The 23,201-nt window shown below is 72.7% G+C and carries 18 protein-coding genes; 11 read left to right on the top strand and 7 right to left on the bottom strand.

All coding sequences use genetic code 11. The features are described 5' to 3' along the window. Positions 1–68 precede the first annotated feature (68 nt). Positions 69–3,020: a glycoside hydrolase family 2 TIM barrel-domain containing protein gene (locus ACIBX3_RS14905; protein ID WP_397117014.1), complete on the top strand. Its 2,952-nt coding sequence runs from the start codon at positions 69–71 to the stop codon at positions 3,018–3,020. Between the two features lie 2 nt (positions 3,021–3,022). Next, a complete protein-coding gene (locus ACIBX3_RS14910; RefSeq protein ID WP_397117016.1) occupies positions 3,023–4,729 on the top strand; it encodes an acyltransferase in 1,707 nt (568 codons plus the stop codon). 98 nt (positions 4,730–4,827) lie between these two features. On the opposite strand, the gene ACIBX3_RS14915 is transcribed toward ACIBX3_RS14910, so the two are convergent. Beyond that, a complete protein-coding gene (locus ACIBX3_RS14915) occupies positions 4,828–5,628 on the bottom strand; it encodes a helix-turn-helix domain-containing protein (RefSeq protein WP_397117018.1) in 801 nt (266 codons plus the stop codon). A gap of 357 nt (positions 5,629–5,985) precedes the next feature. On the opposite strand from ACIBX3_RS14915, the gene ACIBX3_RS14920 reads away from it, so the two are divergent. Next, a complete protein-coding gene (locus ACIBX3_RS14920; protein ID WP_397117020.1) occupies positions 5,986–6,510 on the top strand; it encodes a hypothetical protein in 525 nt (174 codons plus the stop codon). Positions 6,511–6,569: 59 nt separating this feature from the next. Here ACIBX3_RS14920 and ACIBX3_RS14925 read toward each other — a convergent pair whose 3' ends face one another. Genes ACIBX3_RS14925 through ACIBX3_RS14935 form a run of 3 tightly spaced genes read right to left on the bottom strand, consistent with a single transcriptional unit; the run spans position 6,570 to position 12,086 of the window. After that, positions 6,570–7,694: a GDSL-type esterase/lipase family protein gene (locus tag ACIBX3_RS14925; RefSeq protein WP_397117022.1), complete on the bottom strand. Its 1,125-nt coding sequence runs from the start codon at positions 7,692–7,694 to the stop codon at positions 6,570–6,572. Further along, positions 7,691–10,369 (bottom strand): glycoside hydrolase family 78 protein, encoded by a 2,679-nt coding sequence (locus tag ACIBX3_RS14930; RefSeq protein ID WP_397117024.1) that lies wholly within the window; start codon positions 10,367–10,369, stop codon positions 7,691–7,693. Before ACIBX3_RS14930 ends, ACIBX3_RS14925 begins: the two co-directional genes overlap by 4 nt. Position 10,370: 1 nt before the next feature. Further along, a complete protein-coding gene (locus ACIBX3_RS14935) occupies positions 10,371–12,086 on the bottom strand; it encodes a hypothetical protein (RefSeq protein WP_397117026.1) in 1,716 nt (571 codons plus the stop codon). A gap of 79 nt (positions 12,087–12,165) precedes the next feature. On the opposite strand from ACIBX3_RS14935, the gene ACIBX3_RS14940 reads away from it, so the two are divergent. The 8 genes from ACIBX3_RS14940 to egtE all read left to right on the top strand — a co-directional run bounded on the left by ACIBX3_RS14940 (position 12,166) and on the right by egtE (position 20,684). Beyond that, the gene (locus ACIBX3_RS14940) at positions 12,166–14,040 is read left to right on the top strand and encodes a glycoside hydrolase family 127 protein (RefSeq protein WP_397117027.1); all 1,875 of its coding nucleotides are present in this window, start codon (positions 12,166–12,168) and stop codon (positions 14,038–14,040) included. Between the two features lie 82 nt (positions 14,041–14,122). After that, the gene (locus ACIBX3_RS14945; RefSeq protein ID WP_397117028.1) at positions 14,123–14,773 is read left to right on the top strand and encodes an RNA polymerase sigma factor; all 651 of its coding nucleotides are present in this window, start codon (positions 14,123–14,125) and stop codon (positions 14,771–14,773) included. Positions 14,774–14,814: 41 nt separating this feature from the next. Further along, the gene (locus ACIBX3_RS14950; protein WP_397117029.1) at positions 14,815–15,054 is read left to right on the top strand and encodes an anti-sigma factor family protein; all 240 of its coding nucleotides are present in this window, start codon (positions 14,815–14,817) and stop codon (positions 15,052–15,054) included. A gap of 67 nt (positions 15,055–15,121) precedes the next feature. Next, positions 15,122–16,465: an ergothioneine biosynthesis glutamate--cysteine ligase EgtA gene (gene egtA, locus ACIBX3_RS14955; RefSeq protein WP_397117030.1), complete on the top strand. Its 1,344-nt coding sequence runs from the start codon at positions 15,122–15,124 to the stop codon at positions 16,463–16,465. Continuing rightward, positions 16,462–17,757 (top strand): ergothioneine biosynthesis protein EgtB, encoded by a 1,296-nt coding sequence (egtB, locus tag ACIBX3_RS14960; RefSeq protein WP_397117031.1) that lies wholly within the window; start codon positions 16,462–16,464, stop codon positions 17,755–17,757. Before egtA ends, egtB begins: the two co-directional genes overlap by 4 nt. Beyond that, entirely contained in the window at positions 17,757–18,467 is a 711-nt protein-coding gene (gene egtC / locus ACIBX3_RS14965) for an ergothioneine biosynthesis protein EgtC (RefSeq protein ID WP_397117032.1), read from the top strand. Before egtB ends, egtC begins: the two co-directional genes overlap by 1 nt. Positions 18,468–18,482: 15 nt before the next feature. After that, positions 18,483–19,463: an L-histidine N(alpha)-methyltransferase gene (egtD, locus tag ACIBX3_RS14970; protein WP_397117033.1), complete on the top strand. Its 981-nt coding sequence runs from the start codon at positions 18,483–18,485 to the stop codon at positions 19,461–19,463. A gap of 33 nt (positions 19,464–19,496) precedes the next feature. Continuing rightward, the gene (gene egtE / locus ACIBX3_RS14975) at positions 19,497–20,684 is read left to right on the top strand and encodes an ergothioneine biosynthesis PLP-dependent enzyme EgtE (protein ID WP_397117034.1); all 1,188 of its coding nucleotides are present in this window, start codon (positions 19,497–19,499) and stop codon (positions 20,682–20,684) included. Positions 20,685–20,703: 19 nt separating this feature from the next. On the opposite strand, the gene ACIBX3_RS14980 is transcribed toward egtE, so the two are convergent. The 3 genes from ACIBX3_RS14980 to ACIBX3_RS14990 all read right to left on the bottom strand — a co-directional run bounded on the left by ACIBX3_RS14980 (position 20,704) and on the right by ACIBX3_RS14990 (position 23,134). After that, on the bottom strand, positions 20,704–21,993 hold the full coding sequence (locus tag ACIBX3_RS14980) for an RNA polymerase sigma factor (protein WP_397117035.1): 1,290 nt from the start codon (positions 21,991–21,993) through the stop codon (positions 20,704–20,706). Between the two features lie 63 nt (positions 21,994–22,056). Next, positions 22,057–22,458 carry a YciI family protein gene (locus ACIBX3_RS14985; RefSeq protein ID WP_397117036.1) on the bottom strand — a complete coding sequence of 134 codons (402 nt, stop codon included), beginning with the start codon at positions 22,456–22,458 and terminating at the stop codon, positions 22,057–22,059. Between the two features lie 10 nt (positions 22,459–22,468). Continuing rightward, complete coding sequence (locus ACIBX3_RS14990) at positions 22,469–23,134, bottom strand: DUF998 domain-containing protein (protein WP_397117037.1); 666 nt, start codon at positions 23,132–23,134, stop codon at positions 22,469–22,471. Positions 23,135–23,201 lie beyond the last annotated feature (67 nt).

Raw genomic sequence — 23,201 nt, forward strand, 5'->3', positions numbered from 1 at the left:
GCCTATCCCGGGAGGATCCTCCCGTATAGGGTTAAAACGTTTTGGCGGAATCGCGGAGGAATGTTCGGATGGAGGATTTCCACGAGGACCCCGCTCCCGGCTCGGGACGGCGGACGCCGCGCGCCGACTTCGTCTCCGACGCGCCGCGGCTGTCGCTCAACGGCACCTGGCGCTTCCGGTTGTCCGGCACGGCCGACGGCACCGGGCCCGCGCTGCCCGACCCCGCGCTCGACGACACCGGCTGGGACACGATCCGGGTGCCGTCCCACTGGGTGCTGGAAGGGCACGACCGGCCGCTCTACACCAACACCGCCTACCCGTTCCCCATCGACCCGCCCCGCGTGCCCGACGACAACCCCACCGGCGACCACCGCCTCCGCTTCGACCTGCCCGCGGACTGGCCCGGCGGCCGGTCCGTGCTGCGGTTCCAGGGCGTCGACTCCTGCGGCACCGTGTGGCTCAACGGCGAGCTGCTCGGCCACTCCAAAGGCAGCCGGTTACCGTTCGAGTTCGACGTGACCGGGCGCGTGCGCCCGCGCGGCAACCTGCTCGCCGTACGCGTGCACCGCTGGTCCTCCGGCAGCTACCTGGAGGATCAGGACATGTGGTGGCTGCCGGGGATCTTCCGGGACGTCGAGCTGCTGTCCCGGCCGGTGGGCGGGATCGACGACTTCACGGTACGCGCCACGCACTCCGGCACGCTCCTGGTCACCGCCGACGCCCCCGGCCTGGTCGAGATCCCCGAGCTCGGGATCGCCGTGCCCACCGGGGAGGAGATCGTGATCCCGGACGTCGAGCCGTGGAGCGCCGAACGCCCCCGCCTCTACCGGGGCACCCTCACGGCGGCCGGCGAGGCCATCGACCTCCCGATCGGCTTCAGAACCGTCGAGATCGCCGACGGGCGGCTGCTGATCAACGGCGTGCCGGTGCTGTTCCGCGGCGTCAACCGGCACGAGCACCATCCCGACCGGGGGCGTGCGCTGGACCGGGCGACCATGGTCCGCGACATCGAGCTGATGAAGCGGCACAACATCAACGCTGTCCGGACCGCCCACTACCCGCCGCACCCGGAGTTCCTGCGGCTGTGCGACGAGTACGGGCTGTGGGTGGTGGACGAATGCGACATCGAGACGCACGGCTTCATCTACGCCGGATGGGAGGGCAACCCGCCCGCCGAGCCGATGTGGCGCGACGCCCTCCTCGACCGCGCCCGCCGCATGGTCGAGCGCGACAAGAACCATCCCAGCGTGGTGGTGTGGTCGCTGGGGAACGAGAGCGGGAGCGGGGCGGCGTTCGCCGACATCGAACGCTGGATCCGCCGCCGCGACCCCACCCGGCCGCTGCACTACGAACGCGACCCGAGCTACCGCCACTCCGACTTCTACAGCCTGATGTACCCGTCGCTGGACGACCTCGAGCGGATCGGGCGGCGGGAGGAGCCCGCGCCCGACGGGGTGACGCCCGAAGACGACCTCCGCCGGCGAGGGCTGCCGTTCCTGCTGTGCGAGTACGCCCACGCCATGGGCAACGGGCCCGGCTCGCTGGCCGACTACCAGTCGATCCTGGAGTCGTACGAGCGGTTCTGCGGGGCGTTCGTGTGGGAGTGGATCGATCACGGGCTGACCGGGCCCGACGGGCGCTTCATGCACGGAGGGGACATCGACTACCAGCCGAACGGCGGCCGGTACTGCCTGGACGGGCTGCTGTTCCCCGACCGCACGCCGTCTCCGGGGCTGGCGGAGCTGGCCAAGGCGATCGAGCCCGTCGGCATCGCGGTCGATGCGGAGGTGGTCATCACCAACAAGCACGACATGATCGATCTCGGTCACCTGGAGTTCCGGTGGCGGGTGGAGGTGGACGGGACGCCGGCGGGCGCTGGGCCGCTGCCCGTGCCGCGGTGCGGGGCACGTGAGACCGCGCGGGTGCCGCTGCCCGCGGTGGACGTGGCGGGGGAGGGGGAGACCTGGATCACGATCGAGGCCGTGCTCGCCGCCGGCACGCGGTGGGCACCCGCCGGACACGTGGTCGCCTCCGGCCAGGCCAGGCTCGGCTCCGGCAGCCACCGCCGCAACCCCTCGGACGTGCCGCCCGACCGACCGGGCCGCCCCGCGACCGGCCGCGCGGTGGGCGGGACGGCGCCGGATCCGCAGGCACCGGTCCCGGCGCGGGGGCGGTCGCAAGAGGTGTGGCTGGGCGGGGCGGCGTTCGCGGCGCGCACCGGGCGGCTGGTCCGCCTCGGGGACGTCGAGCTGGACGGGCCGGTGCTGGACGTGTGGCGGGCGCCCACCGAGAACGACCGAGGCCAGGGCCCCAGGAACGCGCTGGCCGCCGACTGGGAGGCCGTGGGCCTGGACCGTTTCCTCCACCGCTGCGACGGCATCGAGCGGCCCGACGACCGGACCCTGGTCGTACGCGGCCGCTGCGGCCCCGCCACGCGGACCCTCGGCTTCCGCACCACGTACACCTACCGGCGGCAGGACGACGGCGCGCTGCACCTGACCATCGAGGCCGACCCGGTCGGCGACTGGCACGACACCGCCTACGGCCACCTCAGCGTGAGCCCGCCCCGCGTGGGCGCCAGGTTCGCCCTGCCCGGCGGCTACACCGACGTGACGTGGTTCGGCCTGGGCCCCGGCGAGACGTACGCCGACAGCCGGGACGCCGCCCGCGTCGGCCGCTTCGCCCGCCCGATCGACGCGCTCCAGACGCCGTACGTCGTGCCGCAGGAGAACGGCAACCACCTCGAGACCCGCTGGCTGGAAATGTCCGGCCCCGGCCTCGCGACGTTGCGCGTGGACGCGGAGCCGTACCTGGACTTCACCGCGCGCCGGTGGACGAGCGAGGCCCTGCAGGCCGGCGACCTGCGGGACTCCGGCCGGGTGTGGCTGAACCTGGACCACGGCCAGCAGGGCGTCGGAAGCGCCTCCTGCGGGCCCGCGCTGCCCGAGCGGTACCGGCTCGCGGTTCGCCGCTGTTCCTGGTCGATGACACTGGCGCTGGTGGATGGAGAGGACCTTTGACCATGACCGAGTTCGACTTCTGCCCGTGGCTGTTCTGGGACCACGCGACCGAGGAGGACCGGCAGGACCAGGCCGAGCACGTGGCGGAGCTGCGCGCGCGGATGGATCTCGACGTTCCGGAGAAGGTGTTCATCTCGCCGCTGGCGGCCGTGTACGCGGACCGGCTGCGGATGGGGGAGCACTGCTACATCGCGGCGCACGCGTACGTCACCGACGACGTGGCGATGGGGGACGACTGCACCGTCAACCCGTACACGGTGGTGCGGGGGCGGGTGGAGCTCGGGGACGCCGTACGGGTGGGGGCGCACACGTCCCTGCTCGGCTTCAACCACTCGGCCGCCCCGGACCGGCCGGTCTTCCGGCAGCCGATCACCTCGAAGGGCATCCGCGTCGGGGACGACGTGTGGATCGGGTCGCACGTGGTCGTGCTGGACGGGGTGACGATCGGCGACCACGCGGTGATCGGGGCCGGTTCGGTGGTCACCAAGGACGTGCCCGACTGGGCCATGGTCGCCGGCAACCCGGCCCGCCAGATCCGTGACCGACGCACTCCGCACCGCCGCACGCCGCACCCCGACACCGCCACCCCGTCGGCGACCCCGTCCGCCATCCCGTCCGCCACCCCGTCCGGCGCCGCCGCTGGGGACGATCTGGCGCGGCTGCTCGCCGGCTTCGCCGATCGGGCCAGGGAGCAGGCCGAGGCGGTGCTGCGGCGCTGCTGGACCGGGGAGCGGTACGTGGACCGGCCGGACGCCGAGCCGACCGTACGCGCCTGGTGCGACGCGGTCGAGATCGCCGACCTGCTGCTCGGCGGCCCGCCGCCGATCCCGGCCAAGGAGGAGATCGTGGCGTTCCTGCGGGATCGGCAGGACCCCGACACCGGCCTGGTCCCGGAAATAGGCGCCACCGGGACGCCGGCGCTGGACGACGGAGCCACGGCGTACCACGTGCTCTGCGTCGGCTACGCCCTCGACCTGCTCGGCACCCGCTTCACCCACCCAGTCCACGCCGTGGCCCGGCTCGGCTCCCAGGACCTGATCGCCGCGCTCGACGACCTCGACTGGACGCGGCAGGCATGGTCGTCCGGCTCCTGGGTGGACACCATCGGCACCGCTCTCTACCGCAACCTCGCCGGCTTCGGCCGGCGCGGCGAGATCGAGACCCTGTACGGCTGGCTGCTGACCAGGTGCTCGCAGGCCCACGGGATGTGGGGCGAACCGGACTCCGACGCGGGCCTGCTACAGGTGGTCAACGGCTTCTACCGGCTCACGCGGGGCACGTTCGCGCAGTTCGGGATGCCGCTGCCGTACCCCGAGCGGGCCGTCGACACCGTGCTCGCCCAGGCCCGAGACCCGCGCTACTTCGGCCCCGACACCGGCAACGCGTGCAACGTCCTCGACGTCATCCACCCGCTCTGGCTGGCAGGCAGGCAGACGTCGTACCGCCGAGCGGAGGGCGAGGCGTGGGCCGGGGAACGGCTCGTGCGCGCGGTGCGCGGCTGGCACGACGGCGCGGGCTTCAGCTTCGCCCTGACCCGGGGCAGCGGCGCGACCCGCACCCCAGGACTCCAGGGCACGGAGATGTGGCTGGCCATCATCTGGCTGCTGGCCGACTACCTGGGGGTCTCGGACGCCCTCGGCTACCGGCCCCGTGGCATCCACCGCCCGGAATCAGCCATCCAGCTCCCCAGCCTGGGGCGGAAGGGGTGATTTCTCCACCGCCGCGTGAGCGCCCGCGGCGACGTGCGGAGGCACACCGACGTGCCAGTCCCCAGGAGCAGTTGAGACCATCAGCGAGGCCGGCGATCTCAAAGGACGCATGTCGGCAGTGCCGGATTGTCGCGGGTGCGTATACCGGACAGCCACGCGTGGCCGCGGGGTACGTCGTTCAGCCGGACTCGGTACCAGCGGGTGCTTTTGGTGCCGATTTCGTCGGTGACCTCGTCGCCGTCGTAGAGGACGCAGTCGGCGGTCAACGTGTCGTCATGCCATACGCGGTGGCTCACCACATTCTGGGCGTCATAGTTCAGCCGTGGGTTGATCGCCAGGCCGATGCTGCAGCCCGGGGCCCTGTCGCCGCGGTTTCTGCAGCGTTCCTCGACGTTGAAGACCCGCATGCGGGCGGTGGCGCCGGAGTTCGAGACCACGGGCGTGTTCGGTATGTCAGCGGAGCTCAACGAGGTGATCACGACAGCGGCTGTCGCTGTCAGGACGGTGACCGTCGCGATCGCGAGCACCAGTCGGCGATGGCGGTGCGGGTGTTGTCGTGGTACGGGTGTGTCCGCGGACGATGCCGGTGATGGTGCGATGTGCTCATTGCCGGTGACGTTCGCCGGCCTTTCGCCGGGCGCGGTCAATGACGATCGTGACGCATCGGCGAGTGCCCACAGTCGATGGAGCTCCCGCAGTTCCTCGTTGCTCGCGCCACATGCCTTCGCGAATGTGTGAACCGCGCCGTAGCCGGTTGGAATCTTGGTTCCCGAGCAGTAGCGGTGAAGGCTTGAACTGCTGATTCCGGTGCGCCTGGCCAGCTCTTCGAAGCTGATCTCGGCGCGATCTTTCAGTGCCCGTATCTGGGCGGCGAACCGCTCCGTTTCCTTTGATCGCATCACGTGACCCCCGACCGACCATGCGACCTGCGTATCAGCACCGTTTCCAGCGTCCCACCCGTATCCCAGCCGGTCGGCGAAGACACAGGTTACGGCTGGAAACCCATCCCACCATCCCATCTCGACGCGTTTCCTTGCAAGGCGCTTTTCGTGGTTGCGAAGGTACGTGTTGCAGGGAACGGCCGGCGCCGAGGAAGGATCTCTGCGATTTGAGAAGGACCCCTGTGACTCGGGAAGTCGCAGGTGGAGGAAGATTCCCAATCGAAAGGCGAATGATTTCGTACGCTTCGAGGAAAAGTAAATTCGCCAGCGACAATGCTGGACGTCCGCAAGCTCAGTAAGAAAGAGGTGCGTTCAATGCGTACAGCGATCACAGCAAGACGGCAGCCTCTGAGGGGGATGCTGGCGTCGGCGACGGCGTTTGCCGCTCTCTTCTCGGTTCTTTCGGCCGGAGCGTATCCGGCGGCGGCCCAGCCGGCCGAGCGAAACGCGGCGCAGTCGGCCGAGCGGAACCAGGCGGCCCGCGTCCCGCACGTCAAACCTATTAGAGGCGGATCAGTAAAGCACGCGGACTTCCCGCACACCCGTCAGGGTCTCATACGTGCGGGAAACTGGGTTCATAGGCGCGGCAACTGCGGTGATTCGTTCTGCACCCTCCAATACTATCCGCCGAGGAATACGTATCGGGCATACAAGATGTTCGGGTGCGGCACGTTCAGACTCCACGATTTCCAGGGGAAATACCACACGCACAATCACGGATCGTTGCGGGTGCGCCTCCTCGACAGGAATCAGAAGGTGAAGCGCAGCATCAGGTCCGGCGGGACGCCCGTTGTGGACTGGGGCCCGATCTTCTTCGTGAAGACATGTAACAGGTCCTGATCGGTGAACGTGGCGTATGGCCGATGCGGTGGCATCGGCCATACGCCATGTAGTCGTACTCAGGGGATGATCTCCGGTGACGACAACGGCAGGGGGACCGCGGCGGCCATGGCGTGGTGGCCCGCCGTGCTCGGGTGCAGGTGGTCGCCGGAGTCGTGGCCGGGGTGCAGGCGGAGGGGGTCGGCGGGGTCGCGTAGGGCGGCGTCGAAGTCGGCCACCCCGTCGAAGACGCCGCCGTGCCGGATGAACGCGTTCACGGCCGTGCGGGTTCGTTCGCCTTCGCCGGTGAAGTACTCGGCTCCGGCGAACGGCGCGAGCGTACTGCCGATCATGCGCACCCCTGCGGCATGTGCCCGGTCCACCATGCGGCGGTATGCGGCGACGAGCGCGTCCGGTCGTGCGCCGGCGCCGATGTCGTTGATTCCGGACAGCAGGATCACGGTGTCGATGCCCGGCTTGGTCAGGACCTCGGCGGTCAGGCGTTCCTCGGCGGGGCGGCCGGTGCCCGGGGTGAGGACGCGGCCGCCGGACACCCCCTCGTTGACGATCGCGAACGGCGCGCGCTCGGCGAGCAGATCCGCCCAGCCGTGTCCGGCCTCCGCTCCGACGCCCACGGTGAACGAGTCCCCGAGCACCGCCACGACGGGCACCGGGCCGGGCGTGGTGACGACCAGCGCGTCCAGCCAGTGCCACACCGTCAATGGCTCGACGTACGCGGCCCCGTCCTCGTCGGCGGCGTGATCGCCGGGCCTGGACCGGTAGGCGGCCGCGGTGTCGCGGGCGCTTCCGGCGGGCCGTTCGGCGGGGACGGTGGCGCGGTTGCGGCCTGTCGGTGCCGGGTGGTGCCCTTGAAGGTGGATGCTGATCGCGAGACGCGCCAGCGACGGCACGCGGCCCGGCAGCGGGTCGCTGAGCCCCGTCTCGCCAGATGGCAGGGTCACGCAAGGGCGCCCGCCGAACGTGACCATCCGGTTCGATCCGGGCTCCAGCGCCGCGCCCGACCGCGGCACGCCCACGTACACGTGCCCGAACGTCACCGGCCGGTCCCCGAAGGCGTTCGTCAGCCGGACACGTGAATCCGTCCCGCCAACGGTGGTCCGGACGATGTTGCGGACGGTCAGGTCGCACAACGAGCCGCCCACCCGTTCGGAGGCCGCCGCCCACGTGGTCACCAGACGGCTCATCGCTCCCACGCCGCGGTGAACTCGTACCGGCCCGACGGCACCCGGCAGACCAGCGCCGAGCCGGTCGCCCCGACGACCTCGTCCACGGGCGCGCCGGACTCGCGGACCGACGACGGATCCGTGGCCGGGACGTGGACTGTGGCGACGGCGCCGGGCGGGATGCGGACCTCCAGGCGCAGCGTCCCGCCGTCCACCTCCCACCGGCTGCTCAACCGCCCCAGCGGCGTGTCGTACGAGGCCACCGCCCACGTCAGCGTCCCACCGGGGAGGGGCCGGACGAGCGGCCTGCGGAAGCCCGCGGAGTCTTCCTCCTGCCCGAGCCCGGCCACCCCGCTGTACAGCCACGCCCCCACCGACCCCAGCGCGTAGTGGTTGAAGGAGTTCATCGCGACCGGACCGAAGCCCGTCTCCTCCGTCCAGCCGTTCCAGCGCTCCCAGATCGTGGTGGCCCCGCGCTTGATCGAGTACCCCCAGGACGGATACCGGTCGTCGTGCAGCAGCGCGTAGGCCAGGTCCTCGTGCCCGTGCGCCGACAGGACCGGCCCGAGCAGCCCCACCCCGGCGAAGCCGGTCGTCAGGCGGCGGCCGCGGCCTTCCAGGTCGGCCACCAGGTGCCCGACGGCCGCCGGCACGAGCGGGTCGGGCACCAGGCCGTGGGCGAGCGCCAGCAGGTAGCCGGTCTGCGTGTCGCCGGTGATCCGCCCGTCCGGCGACACGAACTCCCGGGCGAAGGCCTCCCCGATGCGCGCCCGCAGCCCCGCGTATCGTTCAAAGGCGCTGTGATCGCCCAGCACGGCGGCGGCCTTCGCGGTCAGGTCCGCGCTCAGCGCGAAGAACGCCGTGGCCAGCAGGTCACGCGAGGTCCGCACGTCCGCCTGCAGCCAGTCCCCGTAGTGGCTGCCCACCCGGTTCCGCCAGATCAGCCCGGGGTTGTGGCGTTCGACGTGGTCCACCCAGCGCCGCATGCTCGGCAGGCTGTCCCGCAGCACCCGCTCGTCCCCGTAGACGCGGTACAGGTGCCACGGCACGATCGTCGCGGCGTCGCCCCAGCCGGGCGTGCCGTGCCGCTCGGTCATCACGTGCGGCACCACGTCCGGCACCGCGCCCTCGGCGGTCTGCGCGCACCGCAGGTCGGCCAGCCAGCCGGTGAAGAACGCCGCCACGTCGGCGTTGTAGCAGGCGGTGGGCAGGAACACCTGCGCGTCCGCCGTCCATCCCAGCCGCTCGTCGCGCTGCGGGCAGTCGGTCGGCACCGAGACGAAGTTGCCGCGCTGGCTCCACCGGACGTTGCTCATCAGCTGCCCCACCGTGGCGTCGGAGCACGAGAACTCGCCCGCGACCGGTGTGTCCGAGTGCAGCACCCGCCCGGCGACGTCGAGGTCGCCGGAATGGCCGGTGATCTCGACGTAGCGGAAGCCGTGGACGGTGAAGCGCGGCTCGAACGTCTCCTCCGGCCGCCCGGCGGCGACGTAGTGGTCGGTGGCCTCGGCCGAGCGCAGGTTGGCGGTGTAGAGGCCGCCGTCGTCGTCGAGCGCCTCCCCGTGGCGCAGCGTGACGCGGTCGCCCGCCCGCGCGCCGCGGATCGTCAGGCGCACCCGCCCGGCGATGTTCTGCCCCAGGTCGACGATGGTACGGTCACCGGCCCGGCGCACGTCCACCGGTACGACGTCCTGCGTGACCCGGACGGGCTCGGCGAGCGAGGGCACGAGGACGCCGTGGTCGGAGGACAGGACGCGGGCCGGCGCCCAGGACGAGTCGTCGAAGCCCGGCCGGTCCCAGCCGTCGAGGTCGAGCCGGGCGTCGTACCACTCGCCCATCAGCAGGTCGGCGTAGCGGAGCGGGCCCGTGGTCTCCCGCCAGGTCGCGTCGGTACCCGCGACCGTGCGGGAGCCGTCCGCGTGGTCGGCGACGAGCTGGACCAGCAGCTCCGGGCGGCGGCCGTAGCGCTGCGCCTGCTGCCTGCCGTCCCAGCCGAGGCTGCCCGACCACCAGCCGTCCGCGAGCACCGCCCCCACGCAGACGGGCCCCTCCCCGACCAGGTCCGTCACGTCGTACACCTGGTACGGCACGCGGTAACGGTAGTCGGTCCAGCCCGGCGTCAGCTCGCCGTCGCCGGCCCTGGCGCCGTTGACGTGGAGTTCGTACAGGCCGCGGGCGGTGCACGCGATCCGCACCGACGTGGCCGGGCGCAGGTCGAGCTCGCGCCGGAAGTACCGGGGCGGGGGCAGGAACGCCGTGCGGGCGGTGCGCGGCTCGCGGTCGTCGGCCGGCGGCTCGAACGGCGGCTCGGTCTCCGGGTCGTGACCGATCCAGGCCGCCCGCCACTCGTCGGCGTGCATGACCCCGGTGTCGAACCACGACTCGGCCGAGCCGCCGGGGCGTACCGAGACCTCCCAGCGGTAGCGGGCGAACGACACCAGAGGCGCGCCCCCGTAGCCGGCGCTGACGTCCTGGCCGTCCACCCAGCCGCTGTCCCAGGCCAGGACGCCGCCGGGGCCGTGGACGCGGATCCGGTACGCGGCCGGGGCGTCGCCGCGCCGGTCGGAGGCCAGGCGCCAGCTCAGCCTCGGCGCCGGCGCGCCGACCCCGAGAGGCGTGCGGCGGTGCTCGCAGCGCAGGTCGTAGGGCCGCAGCGAGGCCGCGGCGGGCGCCGGGGGAAGGGACCAGCCAGGCATGTCACCACGTCCATTCGGCGGCAGGGCGGGTCAGGGCGTAGTCGCGGCGGGGCGCGGCCGGGTGGACCTTGCGGCCGCTGTACATCGGGCGGGCGGTGCCTTCGGGGCTGATGCCGGTCACGTCGTCGCCGCGCCACCGCACGCGATACTCCCGTCCGGCCGCGACCTCGGTGCTCGTCCACTCGGGGACCGGGAACGTGACCGTGACACGCTCGCCGCGGCGGGGCGCGCGGATCGCCAGGTAGCCGTCCGGCGCCCACGCCCCCGCCTGGGTCCCGTCGAAGCCCTCGCCGTCGTCCCGTTCCACCCGCACCTTGGCGTAGCCGGCCCAGCCCGGCACCCGCATCCGCAGCTCGCGCAGGTCTTCGTGCACGTCCAGGTCGACCCGGCCCTCGTGGGGCAGGTGGCTGAGCACGGTGACCCGCCGGGTGGCCCGGGTGAGGAGCAGGTTGACGCGGACGTCCCGGTCGTCGCCGGTGACGATCGAGTTCCAGCCCCAGAACAGGCCGCGCACGCCGGAGCCGACGCAGCAGGCCTGCACGTCGGCGGTGTGCCCGCGGCCCAGCTCCACGTCGCAGACGAAGTCGTTGGGGGCGCCGTATCCGGCGAAGGCGCCGCGTACGCGCTCGCCCACCCGCATGCGCGTCGCCCAGCCGGGCTCGTCGCCCGAAGCGTCGGGCGCGGACTCCACCCAGCTCAGGTCGAGCAGTTGCGACTCCACGAGGTGGTTGCGAAGGAACCGCTCCACGACCTCCCAGTAGCCGGTGTGCCCAGACCGGGCGAGCGTGGTTCCGGTGCCGATCAGGTCCACCAGGGAGCAGCTCTCGTGCTCGTACCGCTGGTCGGCGAGGTCGCCGGGCGTCCAGCCGAACGCCGTGGCCTGGCTCAGGGCCCAGTCGTAGGAGCGGCGGACGTAGGCGGTCAGGTCGTGGTCGCCGGTGAAGCGCGCGTAGCGGGCGAGGCCTTCGAGCGTGCCCAGGCGGGTGTGGAAGTGGCCGCTGCGGTACGCCCGCGCCGCGTTGAAGCTCCCGTCCTCGTGGAACACCCCGCTTTTGTGCCTGATCAGCCGCGCGAACCAGCCGCACAGCTCCAGCGCGTCCTCGTTGCCCGTCGCCTGGTGGCAGCGCAGCAACGGCATGATCAGCCGGCCGCTGAACGAGGCCGGGTCCGGTGCCAGGTGCAGCGCGATCGCGTTGGGCGACGGCCAGCCGTCCGGGGTGTACTCGGAGGCGGGATAGAACCACACGTCCCGCTCCTTGACCGCGATGCGCCTGAGCGCGGCCACGTGGCGGTCCAGCAGGCGTCCGGCCTCGGGGTCGCCGTCGGAGACGTACCAGGTGGTGAGCGACAGCAGCACCGCCCGCTGGTCGATGAGGTTGGCGTTCGCGGGCCAGCCGGCCTCGGGACGCGCGTGCCGGTAGCTCAGCCCGTCCGGGCCGAAGAAGCCGATCAGCCGCCGCCGGAAGCCCTCCTCCACGTCCCGCCACGTGTCCTTGCCGGTCATGTGACGGGCCAGCAGGCAGGCGTCGAGCAGCCGGCCGTGGCTGGAGCCGTAGTCCCAGTCGCCGTGCCGCAGCGCCGCCGGGCGCGCCAGCAGGTCGGCGCTGAAGTACGGGATGCCGTCCATGTCCTGGTCGGGCAGGCCGGCCACGGCGTTCATCGCCAGCTCGGCCCGTTCTTCGAGCAACACCGTGTCCGGGATCTCATAAATATTCATATATGGATATCCACCCTCGGAGCCTGGGCCCCGTCAAGATGGGCATATATATTCGTATCTCGTTGGATATGGAGGCAGCATGAGTGACTCGGTGGTGGAGCCGCGGCCCGGCGCCGCGGTGGCCCTGCGGCCCGTGACGCGCGGGCGCGTGCGGGGCGGCTTCTGGGGCGCGCGGCAGCGGGTCAACCGTGAGGTGACGATCCCGCTGGGCGGTGAGCGGGTACGCGACTCCGGCGCCTTCGACAACCTCCGGCCGGTCCCGGGAGGGCAGGGCGAGCACCGGGGCAAGGTCTTCGCCGACTCCGACGTCTACAAGTGGCTGGAGGCCATCGCCTGGGAACGCGGCCGGGCCGAGGACGACGACCTCGCGGCGGCGTACAAGGAGGGTGCGGCGCTCGTCGCGGGCGCTCAGTGCGCCGACGGCTACCTCCACACGCACACCCGGCTCACCGGCCGGGAGCGGTACAGCGACCTGGCCTCCAGCCACGAGCTCTACTGCGCCGGCCATCTCATGCAGGCCGCGGTGGCGGGCAGCCGCGCGATCGGCGACCGCGTGCTGCTGGGGGTCGCCACCCGGTTCGGCGACCACCTGGTCAAGGACCTCCCGGCGGACGCGCTGGACGGTCATCCCGAGGTCGAGATGGGGCTGGCCGAGCTGCACCGGGAGACCGGCGAACGTTCCTACCTGGACCTCGCCGCCCGCATGGTGGCCACCCGGGGCAGGTCGCTCATCCCGCTCAAGGGCCACCACGGCCCCGGCTACCGGCAGGACCGCGTGCCGGTGCGGGACGCCGCCACGGTGGAGGGGCACGCGGTGCGCGCGATGTACCTGGCCGCCGGGGCGACCGACGTCGCCGTCGAGACCTCCGATCACGACCTGCTCACCGCGCTGGAACGGCAGTGGCGCGACATGGTGGCCACCAAGACGTACCTCACCGGCGGCCTCGGCTCCAACTGGTACGGCGAGGCGTTCGGCGGCGGCCACGAGCTGGCGCCCGACACGGCGTACTGCGAGACCTGCGCCGCCATCGGCGGCGTCCAGTGGTCGTGGCGCATGCTCCTGGCCACCGGGGACGCTCCATACGCCGACCTGATGGAGCGCACCCTCTACAACGCCGTCCTCCCCGGCGTCTCCCTCGGCGGCGACCGCTTCTTCTACGTCAACGCCCTGCGCGTGCGCGCCGGCGCCGACGCCGACGACCTGCGCGCCCCCGCCCGCGGCCGCCAGGACTGGTACGGCACCGCCTGCTGCCCGCCCAACGTGATGCGCCTGCTGTCCTCCCTCGACCACTACCTGGCCACCCAGGACGGCGGCGGCGTCCAGCTGCACCTGTACACCCCCGGCACGGTCCGGGCGGGCGAGGTGCTGCTCGAGGTGGACACCGCCTACCCGTGGAGCGGCCGCGTCGAGATCGTCGTCCGCGAGACCCCCGGCCACCCGTGGACGCTGTCGGCCCGCATCCCCGCCTGGGCGGACGCGGCGGGCGTGGACGGCCGGCCCGCCGAGCCGGGCGGCTACCACCGCGTCCGGCGCACGTGGCGGGCGGGCGACCGGATCGTCATGGACCTCGGGCTCCGGCCCCGGCTGACGTCCGCCGTCCCCCGGCTGGACGTGGCCCGCGGCCAGGTCGCCGTCGAACGCGGCCCGCTCGTGTACTGCCTGGAGCAGGCCGACCACCCAGGCGTGATCGTCGACGACCTCTGCGTGGCGTCGGCGGACCTCCGCGACGGGACGCCCATCAGCGGCCTGCCCCCGGAAGTGGTGCCGGTCATCGCGCGCGGCCGGGCCCACGAGCACCGGGAGGACGACGGCGGCTTCCCCTACCGCACCGCCGCCGCGCCCCTGGAGCCCGAGCACGCGGGCCCGGCCGAGCTCACGTTCGTCCCGTACTACGCGTGGGCCAACCGCGGCGCCGGCCCGATGACCGTCTGGGCGCCGATGCACCACGCGTGATCGCCGGGCGTGCACCCCACACTGCGCCGCCCCCGGAAGCATGTGATGATGATTTCCGACGCTCGACCGGGAGGAAGCGATCGTGGGGTCTTTCGCGGGCAGCACGCTGCCCCCGGACGACGTCGTCGTCTCGGCCCTGCGGGCGGGCGATGAGGAGATGTTCGCGGCGCTGCTCGACACCTTGTCACGAGGTCTGTTGCGGGTGGCCAGGTCGTACGTCTCCACCGACGACTCCGCCGAGGAGGTGGTGCAGGACACCTGGCTGGCCGTGATCGGCGCGATCGACGGCTTCGAGGGTCGTGCGTCGCTCAAGACGTGGATCTACCGCATCCTCGTCAACACGGCGAAGAAGCGCAGCGTGCGCGAGAGCCGTACACTGCCGTGGAGCGCCGTCGAGCAGGACGGCGGACCGACCGTCGATCCCTCGCGGTTCCACGGTGCGGACGCCGCCTTCCCGGGAAGCTGGAAGGAGTCGCCCGCGGTCTGGCCGACACCGGAGAGCCAGGCGCTCGCCGCCGAGGTTCGCGGCCTGATCGGCGAAGCCCTGGCCGGGCTGCCGCCACGGCAGCGGATCGTGATCACACTGCGTGACGTGGAGGGGTGTACCTCCGAGGAGGTCTGCGAGATCCTTGAGATCTCGGCGGCCAACCAGCGGGTCCTGCTGCATCGTGCGCGTGCGGCGGTCCGCGGGCGACTGGAGTACTACTTCCAGTCGGTGAAGCAGGCAGAATAGGTGAAACGGTTCATGCCACACAGGGTAAGGCGGGCAACGTCGTGAAGCGGTTCACGTGCGGCGAACTGGTGGAAGTCATCACCGCCTACCTCGACCACGCCCTCGACGAGCCGTCCCATGTCGCGGTCGAGACCCATCTGGCCTGCTGCGACGACTGCGGGCACTTCTTCGACCAGTTCCGCGTCACCATCCGCGTCGTCGGCGCCCCGCCCCCGGAGAAGTTGTCGGACCGTACGCGCGACCGGCTGATGTCCGCCTTCAGAAACCGCCGGCAAAGCTGAGAAATCCCCCGTAACGCTCGCGTGGCTCGCGGGTCTATAGACCCATGTGCCATGCGAGGGGGAGACGATGACCGGGCTGACCGCCGGTGGCGTGCCGTCACTCAAGGACGCCACTGGGACCTCCGGGGCGTCGGAGGGGAAGTTCACGCCGCTCCGGGACGCCGCGTCGCCGGACCCGGACACAAGACCGATCCGGGGCGCGCCCGCGATGGATGCGCCGCTCAGGGACGTTGCGGACGTGGCCGACTTCGCCGGGGGGTGCTTCAGCGGGAGCGGCGGGGACCGGGTCGGGGTCGAGCTGGAGTTCCTCGTCTACGACCGGGCGGCGGCGAGCCGTCATGTGCCGCTGGAGGAGGTCGCGCGGGCCCTGCCGCCGCTGCCCGGTGGCAGCCGGGTGACGTTCGAGCCGGGTGGCCAGGTGGAACTGTCCGGTGCGGCGGGCCCGCTGCCCGGCGCGATCGACGCCCTGACAACGGACCTGGCCGTGGCCCGCCGCGCCCTGGCGGACGCGGGCCTGGCGCTGGCGGGCGTGGGACTCGACCCGGTACGCCCGCCCCACCGCCAGTTGCGCCTCCCCAGGTACGAGGCGATGGCGGAGTTCCTCGGCGGCCCGTACGGCCCGCTGATGATGTGCTCCACGGCCTCCATCCAGGTCAACCTGGACTTCGGCGAGCGACCCGGGACCCGCTGGGAACGGGCGCACCTGCTGGGCCCGGTCCTGACCGCCGCCTTCGCCAACTCCCCGCTGAGCGGAGGCCGCCCTTCCGGCTGGATGTCCGGCCGCCAGGCGGTGTGGGAGCACCTCGACCCCACCAGGACGGCCCCGGTCCGCGCGTCCGGTGACCCGGCCGCCGATTGGGCGGGCTACCTCCTCGACGCCCGCCTCATGCTGGTGCGGGAGAGCGAGGACCGCTGCCGTCCGGTGCGCGACGGTTCGACGTTCCGCGACTGGCTCGCGCGCGGCGAGCTCACCGCGGCGGACCTGGCCTACCACGCCACGACGGTGTTCCCTCCGGTGCGGCCGCGCGGCTGGCTGGAGATCCGCTACCTCGACGCCCAGCACCCGGCGACCTGGCCGGTGTGCGTGGCCGTGACGTACGCGCTCATCGCCGACGACCGGGCCGCCGACGCCGCGCTGGCCGCCGCCGAGCCGTACGGGGAGCTCTGGCCGGACGCCGCCAGGTGCGGACTGGCGGATCCGCGGCTGCGCGGTACGGCGGAGGCCTGTTTCCGCGCCGCGCTCGAGGCGCTGCCCCGCCTCGGCGCGGCCCCCGCCCTGCTCGGCTCGGTCGCCGCCTTCGCCGACCGGCACGTGACCCGCGGCCGCTCCCCGGCGGCCGACCTGATGGATCTTGCGAGGGGACCGGGACGGCGCCTGTCGGCCTGGCTGACCGAAGAGGGGGACGCATGAACGACTTCAAGGAACGCATCGCGGCCGACCTGATCGCGGTGCGCGACCGGTCGCTGGCCTACACGGAGGCGGACGACGACCTGCTCGTCCGCCAGCACTCGCCGCTGATGTCGCCCCTGGTGTGGGACCTGGCCCACGTCGGCAACTACGAGGAGCTGTGGGTGCTGCGGGCGGCCGCGGGCATCACGCCGCTCCGGCCCGAGATCGACGACATCTACGACGCCTTCAAGACCCCGCGCGGGGACCGGCCCACGCTGCCGTTCCTGCGCCCGGCCGAGGCCCGCGACTACATCGGCGGCGTACGCGGCCGCGTGCTCGACGTCCTGGACGCCGTCGACCTGGAGGACCCGAGCCCGCTGCGCCGCGACGGGTTCGTCTTCGGCCTGGTGATCCAGCACGAGCACCAGCACGACGAGACGATGCTGGCCACGCTCCAGTTGTCGGGGCAGCCCGGCACGGTCCGCGACGGCGACCTGCCGCCGGCCCGTTCGACCGGCCCCGAGGAGGTGTACGTCCCCGCCGGCCCCTTCCTGATGGGCACCGACACCCTCCCCTGGGCCTACGACAACGAGCGCCCCGCCCACCAGGTGGACCTGCCCGCGTACTGGATCGACCGGCTCCCCGTCGGCAACGCCGCCTACGCCGCCTTCATCGAGGACGGCGGGTACCACGACCCGCGCTGGTGGACGCCCGAGGGCTGGCGGTGGCGACAGGAGAGCGGCGTCTTCGCGCCGCTGTTCTGGGTCAAGGACGCCGGGACGTGGTGGCGCAGCCGCTTCGGCCGCACCGAGCCCGTGCCGATGGACGAGCCCGTCCAGCATGTGTGCTGGTACGAGGCCGACGCCTACGCCCGCTGGGCGGGCAAGCGGCTGCCGACCGAGGCCGAGTGGGAGAAGGCCTGCGGCTGGGACGCGGCGGAGGCGCGGGCCCGCAAGTATCCCTGGGGTGACCAGGAGCCCACTCCCGGCCTCGCGAACCTCGGGCACCGCGCCGCCCGGCCCGCGCCGCTCGGCGCGTACCCCGCCGGGGCGAGCCCGTACGGGGCCGAGCAGATGGTCGGGGACGTGTGGGAGTGGACCGACACCTGGTTCCAGGGTTATCCCGGCTTCCAGGCCTTCCCCTACCGCGAGTACAGCGAGGTCTTCTTCGGCCGGGACTACCGCGTGCTGCGCGGCGGCTCCTGGGCGGCCGACCCCGCCGCGGTCCGCACCACGTTCAGGAACTGGGACTACCCGATCCGGCGGCAGATCTTCACCGGATTCCGCTGCGCCCGCACGCCGGAGCGGCACTAGTGTGCCGCCACGCGGCCTGGCTCGGCGCGTCCCGAGCCCTGACCACGCTGATCCAGGAGCCCGAGCACGGGCTGCTCAGGCAGTCGTACGCGCCCCGGCGGCAGCGGCACGGCACGGTCAACGCCGACGGCTTCGGCATGGGCTGGTACGACGCCGCCCGCCCCGAGCCCGTCCGCTACCGCCGTTCGATCCCGCTCTGGTCGGACGCCAACCTGCCCGCGCTCGCCCAGATCGCCCGCTCCGGCTGCCTGCTGGCGGCCGTCCGGTGCGCCACCGTCGGCATGCCGGTCGAGGAGAGCGCCACCGCGCCGTTCACGGACGGGCCGTGGCTGCTCAGCCACAACGGCCGGGTCGCGCGGGACGCGGTCAGGGATCTGGCCGACGGGGCCGAGAGTGCCTGTGACTCCGCCTGGCTCGCCGCCGCCGCGTTCCAGCGGTTACGCGCCGGGCTCACGCTCGGCGACTCCCTGGCCGAGATCGTCGCCCACGCCGGGGCGAAGGATCCCGGCGCCCGGCTGAACCTGCTCGCCTGCGACGGCGCCGCGCTCGCCGCGACCGTCTGGGGCGACACCCTCTTCCACCGGCGTACCGAGGACGGCGTGCTCGTGGCGAGCGAGCCGCTCGACGACCTGCCCGGCTGGCAGGCCGTGCCGGAGCGGAGCCTGCTGCTCGCCACCTCCTCCGACGGCGTACGCGTCCAGCCCCTGTGACCTCCAGGAGATCTTGTGCCCCTCAGCCAGTCCACCGTGCAGCTGATCAACCATCTTGACCGCGACTACCTGCGCAATGCCCTCGAACACGACGTCAGGACCGGTCTGACGGCGACTCCCAAGTGGCTGCCGCCCAAGTGGTTCTATGACGAGGCCGGCAGCGACCTGTTCTCCCAGATCACCCGGTTGCCCGAGTACTACCCGACGCGGCGCGAGCTGGCCATCCTGCGGGCGCGGGCCGCCGGGCTGGCCGCCGCCAGCGGCGCGGACACGCTGGTCGAGCTGGGGTCGGGGACCAGCGAGAAGACCGTCCTGCTGCTCGACGCCCTGACGGCGGCGGGGACGTTGCGGGCCTACACCCCGGTGGACGTGGACGCGGTCACGCTCGCCGCCGCCGCGCAGCGGCTGGCCGGCCGTTACCCCGGGCTCGCCGTACGCGCGGTGTGCGCCGACTTCGAGCGGCACCTGGGCCTGCTGCCCCGCGCCGGCAGGCGCATGGTGGCCTTCCTCGGCGGCACCATCGGCAATCTGGACCCCGACGCCCGCGAGGTCTTCCTGAAGGAACTGCGCGACGGCCTCCGCCCCGGGGACACCTTCCTGCTCGGGGCCGACCTGGTGAAGGACCGGGATCGCCTGGTCGCCGCCTATGACGACGCGGCCGGGGTGACCGCCGCCTTCAACCGCAACGTGCTGTACGTGATCAACCGCACGTTGGACGCCGACTTCGAGCCGGACGCCTTCGACCACGTCGCCCTGTACGACGAGCGCGAGGACTGGATCGAGATGCGGCTGCGGGCGTCCCGGGCCATGCGGGTGCGGATCGGCGGGCTCGGCCTGACCGTGGATTTCGCGGAGGGGGAGGAGATGCGTACGGAGATCAGCGCCAAGTTCCGCCCGGACGGCCTGCGCGCCGAACTGGCCGCCGCCGGCTTCACGGTACGCCACTGGCACACGGACCCGGCCGGCGACTTCGCCCTGCTCCTGGCCGAGGTGTGACCGCTGGTCGCTGATTCCGGGTGCGTCGCGCAGATGATCGGTGAGAGCGAGCGGGTGACAGAGGCGGTCGCCGGGTGCGAGCGAATGACGGAGGCGGTCGCCGGAAGGTGGCGGGCGGCGCGGTCCGTCGCGCCGCCCGGTCACCTGGACGCCGCCGGCTGCAATGTGCCCGCCGACCAGGTGCTCGACGCCGTCATCGGCCGGCTGAGGCTGGAGCGGGAGCGCGGCGGCTACGCGGCCGAGCCGGACCTCGCCGGGGCCCGGTCGGCGCTGGCCGCGCTGGTCGGCGCGGGCCCGGCCGACGTGGCGTTCGTGGAGAGCGGGACGGCGGCCATGGCGGCGCTGCTCGGCGGCTGGCACCTGCCGCCGGGCAGCCGCGTCGGCTTCGCCCGCACCGAATACGGCAGCACGCTGATGCTGCTGCGCCGCCTGGCCGGCGAGCGCGGCTGGAGGCTCGTCGAGCTGCCCGTGGACGACGATTCGCGCCTCGACCTGGACGGGCTCCGGTCCCGGCTGGCAGCAGGGCTGGACCTGGTCAGTGTGGTCCACATCGCCTCACACCGGGGCATCGTGCAGCCCGCGCAGGAGATCGGCGCGTTGTGCCGGGCCGCGGGGGTCCCGCTGGTGCTGGACGTCTGCCAGTCTCTCGGCCAGGTGGACGTGGGCGGGGTCGGCGCGACCGCCTACGTGGGCACCTCCCGCAAGTGGCTCGCCGGGCCACGCGGGGTCGGCGTCCTGATCGTGCCGGGGCTCACGCCGGACATGGACGCCGCCGCTCCGGCGCTCGGCGGCCACACCTGGACGGACGGCCACCCATCGCCGCGGGCCGGGGCGATCCGGTACGAGGGCTCCGAGGGCGCGATCGCGGCCCGGGCCGGCCTCGGCGTCGCCGTACAGGAGCATCACGCCCTCGGCCCGGCCGCCGTCCACGCCCACCTCGCGGCCCTCGGCAGCATGGCACGGCGCATCCTCGACGGCGCCGGGGGATGGCGGGTGGTGGAACCGCTCGACGAGCCCTCCGCCGTCGTCACCCTCAGGCCGCCGCCGGGCGGATCCGTCGATGACGCCAAGTCGCGAGCGGCCCGGGCGGGCCTGCTCGTCGGCGCTGCCCCGGTGGCCCGGGCGCCCCTGGACCTACGCGAGCCCGTGCTCCGCGTCTCCCCGCCTCCCGGCACGCCCTCGGAGACCCTGCACGCCCTCGCCCGCGTCCTGGGAGGCTGAACCGCTCGCCCTCATGCGGTCATCCGGTCTCGCGCCCGCCAGACTCCGGCTCGCCCCGGAGCGCGGCGGCACGATCGAGGAACAGGACGCGCTCGCGCGCGTTGCGGGTCAGTCCGGCGGCGCGTTCGAACGCGGCAGCCGCCTCGCCGGCCCGCCCCAGCTTCGCCAGCAGGTCCCCGCGGACCGCGGGCAGATGCGCGTAGTCCCGCAGAGCCCGCTCGTCCAGGAGCGCGTCGGCGATCTCCAGGCCGCGGGCGGGGCCATCGGCCATGCCGACGGCGACCGCGCGGTTCAGCTCGACGATCGGCGAGGGGGTGAGGTGGGCGAGCAGCCGGTACAGGGCGGCGATGCGTTCCCAGTCGGTGGCCTCGGGGGTGAGCGCGCGGGCGTGGCACGCGGCGATGGCGGCCTGCAACCCGTACGGCCCGAGCGTGCCCAGCGCCTCGGCCCGGCCCAGCGCCTCCAGGCCGCGGCGTACGAGCAACCGGTCCCAGCGGCTGCGGTCCTGGTCGAGGAGCAGGATGGGGGCGCCGTCCGGCGCGGTCCTGGCCGGGATGCGGGACGCCTGGATCTCCATGAGCGCCACCAGGCCGTGCGCCTCCGGCTCGGCGGGCATGAGGCCGGCCAGGATCCGGCCCAGGCGCATCGCCTCCTCGCACAGCGACGGGCGGATCCAGTCGTCGCCCGCGGTCGTCGCGTACCCCTCGTTGAAGATCAGGTAGATGATCTCGAGAACGGAGGCCAGCCGGGCGGGCAGTTCGGCGGGCGGCGGCAGCTCGATCGCGATCTTCTTGTCGGCGAGGGTGCGCTTGGCGCGGAAGATCCGCTGGCCCACGGTCGGCTCCGGGACGAGGAACGCCCGCGCGATCTCCTCGGTGGTGAGCCCGCCGAGCAGGCGGAGGGTGAGCGCGAGCCGGCCCTCGGTGGGGAGCACGGGATGGCAGGCCGTGAAGATCAGGCGTAGCAGATCGTCGCCGATGTGGTCGTCCAGCGCGTCGTCGAGTTCGGCTTCGGCCGACTCCTGGCGCAGCTCCATGTCGTGTCCCACCTGCTGCAGTTTGCGTTCGTGGACGTCACGGCGGCGGAACTGGTCGATGGCGCGGTGCTTGGCGGTCAGCATCAGCCAGGCCCCCGGATTGTCGGGCACGCCGTTGCGCGGCCACTCGTCCAGGGCGGCGACGAGCGCGTCCTGCGCGAATTCCTCAGCCACTCCGATGTCATGCACCATGCGGGCCAGACCGGCGATGATCCGGGCGGACTCGATCCGCCACACCGCCTCCACCGCTCGATGAGAGTCCGCCAGCGTCATGCGTCCTGGATACAGGATCCGGCCGCGGTCCGCATGCGCGGTCCGCGGCCGGGAGGCGGGGGGTCAGGCCGGAGGGGCGAAGTCCTCGGGCCCGAACAGCCGCAGCACGTCCACCTCGCCCTCCCAGCCGGGCCACAGGTCACGGTGCAGCTTGAGGAAGCGGGAGCTCCACTCCACGGCCTCCTCCTTGGTCTTGACCTGGTAGAGCGCGTAGCTGATCAACTCTTTGGCCTCGGCGAACGGCCCGTCGGTGACGGTCAGCCGGCCCCCGCTGAGCTGGATCCTCGCCCCTTCGGAGCTGGGTGCCAGGCCGCTGTTGTCGAGCAGGGCCCCGGCCTCGGTGGCCTCCTGGCCGAGCTTGAAGATGGCCTCCATGAGGTCGGCGGGCGGCGGCCCGTCGGGCTGGGCTGTGACCTTGAGGGTGACGAAGTAGCGCATGATGTTCTTCCTTATCTTCGTGATCATGTGATGGTAGTCAGGCGTTGTTTCGGGAGAGCTTCAGCGCCACCAGGGACAGCCAGGTCCAGATCGCCAGGATGCCGGCGACGAACGCGAGGTTGGCCCACGCGACGCCGCCGCCGCTCGCGATGCCGATGAAGGAACCCAGGAACAGCGTGCCGGTGACGCGGGAGTAGACGGCCCAGCCCTTGCGGCCCTCGCGGGCGAACCGGGAGGCCATGACGTAGCAGGCCGCGACCATGCAGAGGAATCCGACGCCGCCGACGGCCATGTGCAGGATCCCCGACAGGGTGACGGTGCCGGGGCCTTCGGGGGTTCCGGCGGGGAAGCCCATCGCGGGGTCGGCGGGGAAGATCGCGGCGCCGATCATGCTGGCGCCGAACGCGCCGACGAGGAGGGGCGCCCACCGCGCGCCGCGCCCCGGGGACAGGCTGCGGCGCAGCCCGGTGGCGCAGGCGATGGTCGCCAGGGCGGTGATGACGAAGTTCGCGGTCTGGATCCAGCCCAGGTCGCCGTTGACCAGGAAGCTCCAGGGGTGGCGGGCCAGGTCGAAGCCCTCCCTGGTGAACGCCTGGGCCAGGGCGACGGTCACGTACAGGGGGCCGGCCACGACGCCGAAGCCCAGCAGCGGGAGCCTGGCGGACATCGGGCGGGCGGCGGGGTTCGTGAGCTGCTGGGTCATGGTCGTCATCCTCGCGTCTGCGGGCCGGCTCATCCGGCTCTCTGCGTACGCTGCGAACGAGCAGACC

It is taken from the genome of Nonomuraea sp. NPDC049480, assembly GCF_044465905.1.
Classification (GTDB): Bacteria; Actinomycetota; Actinomycetes; order Streptosporangiales; family Streptosporangiaceae; genus Nonomuraea.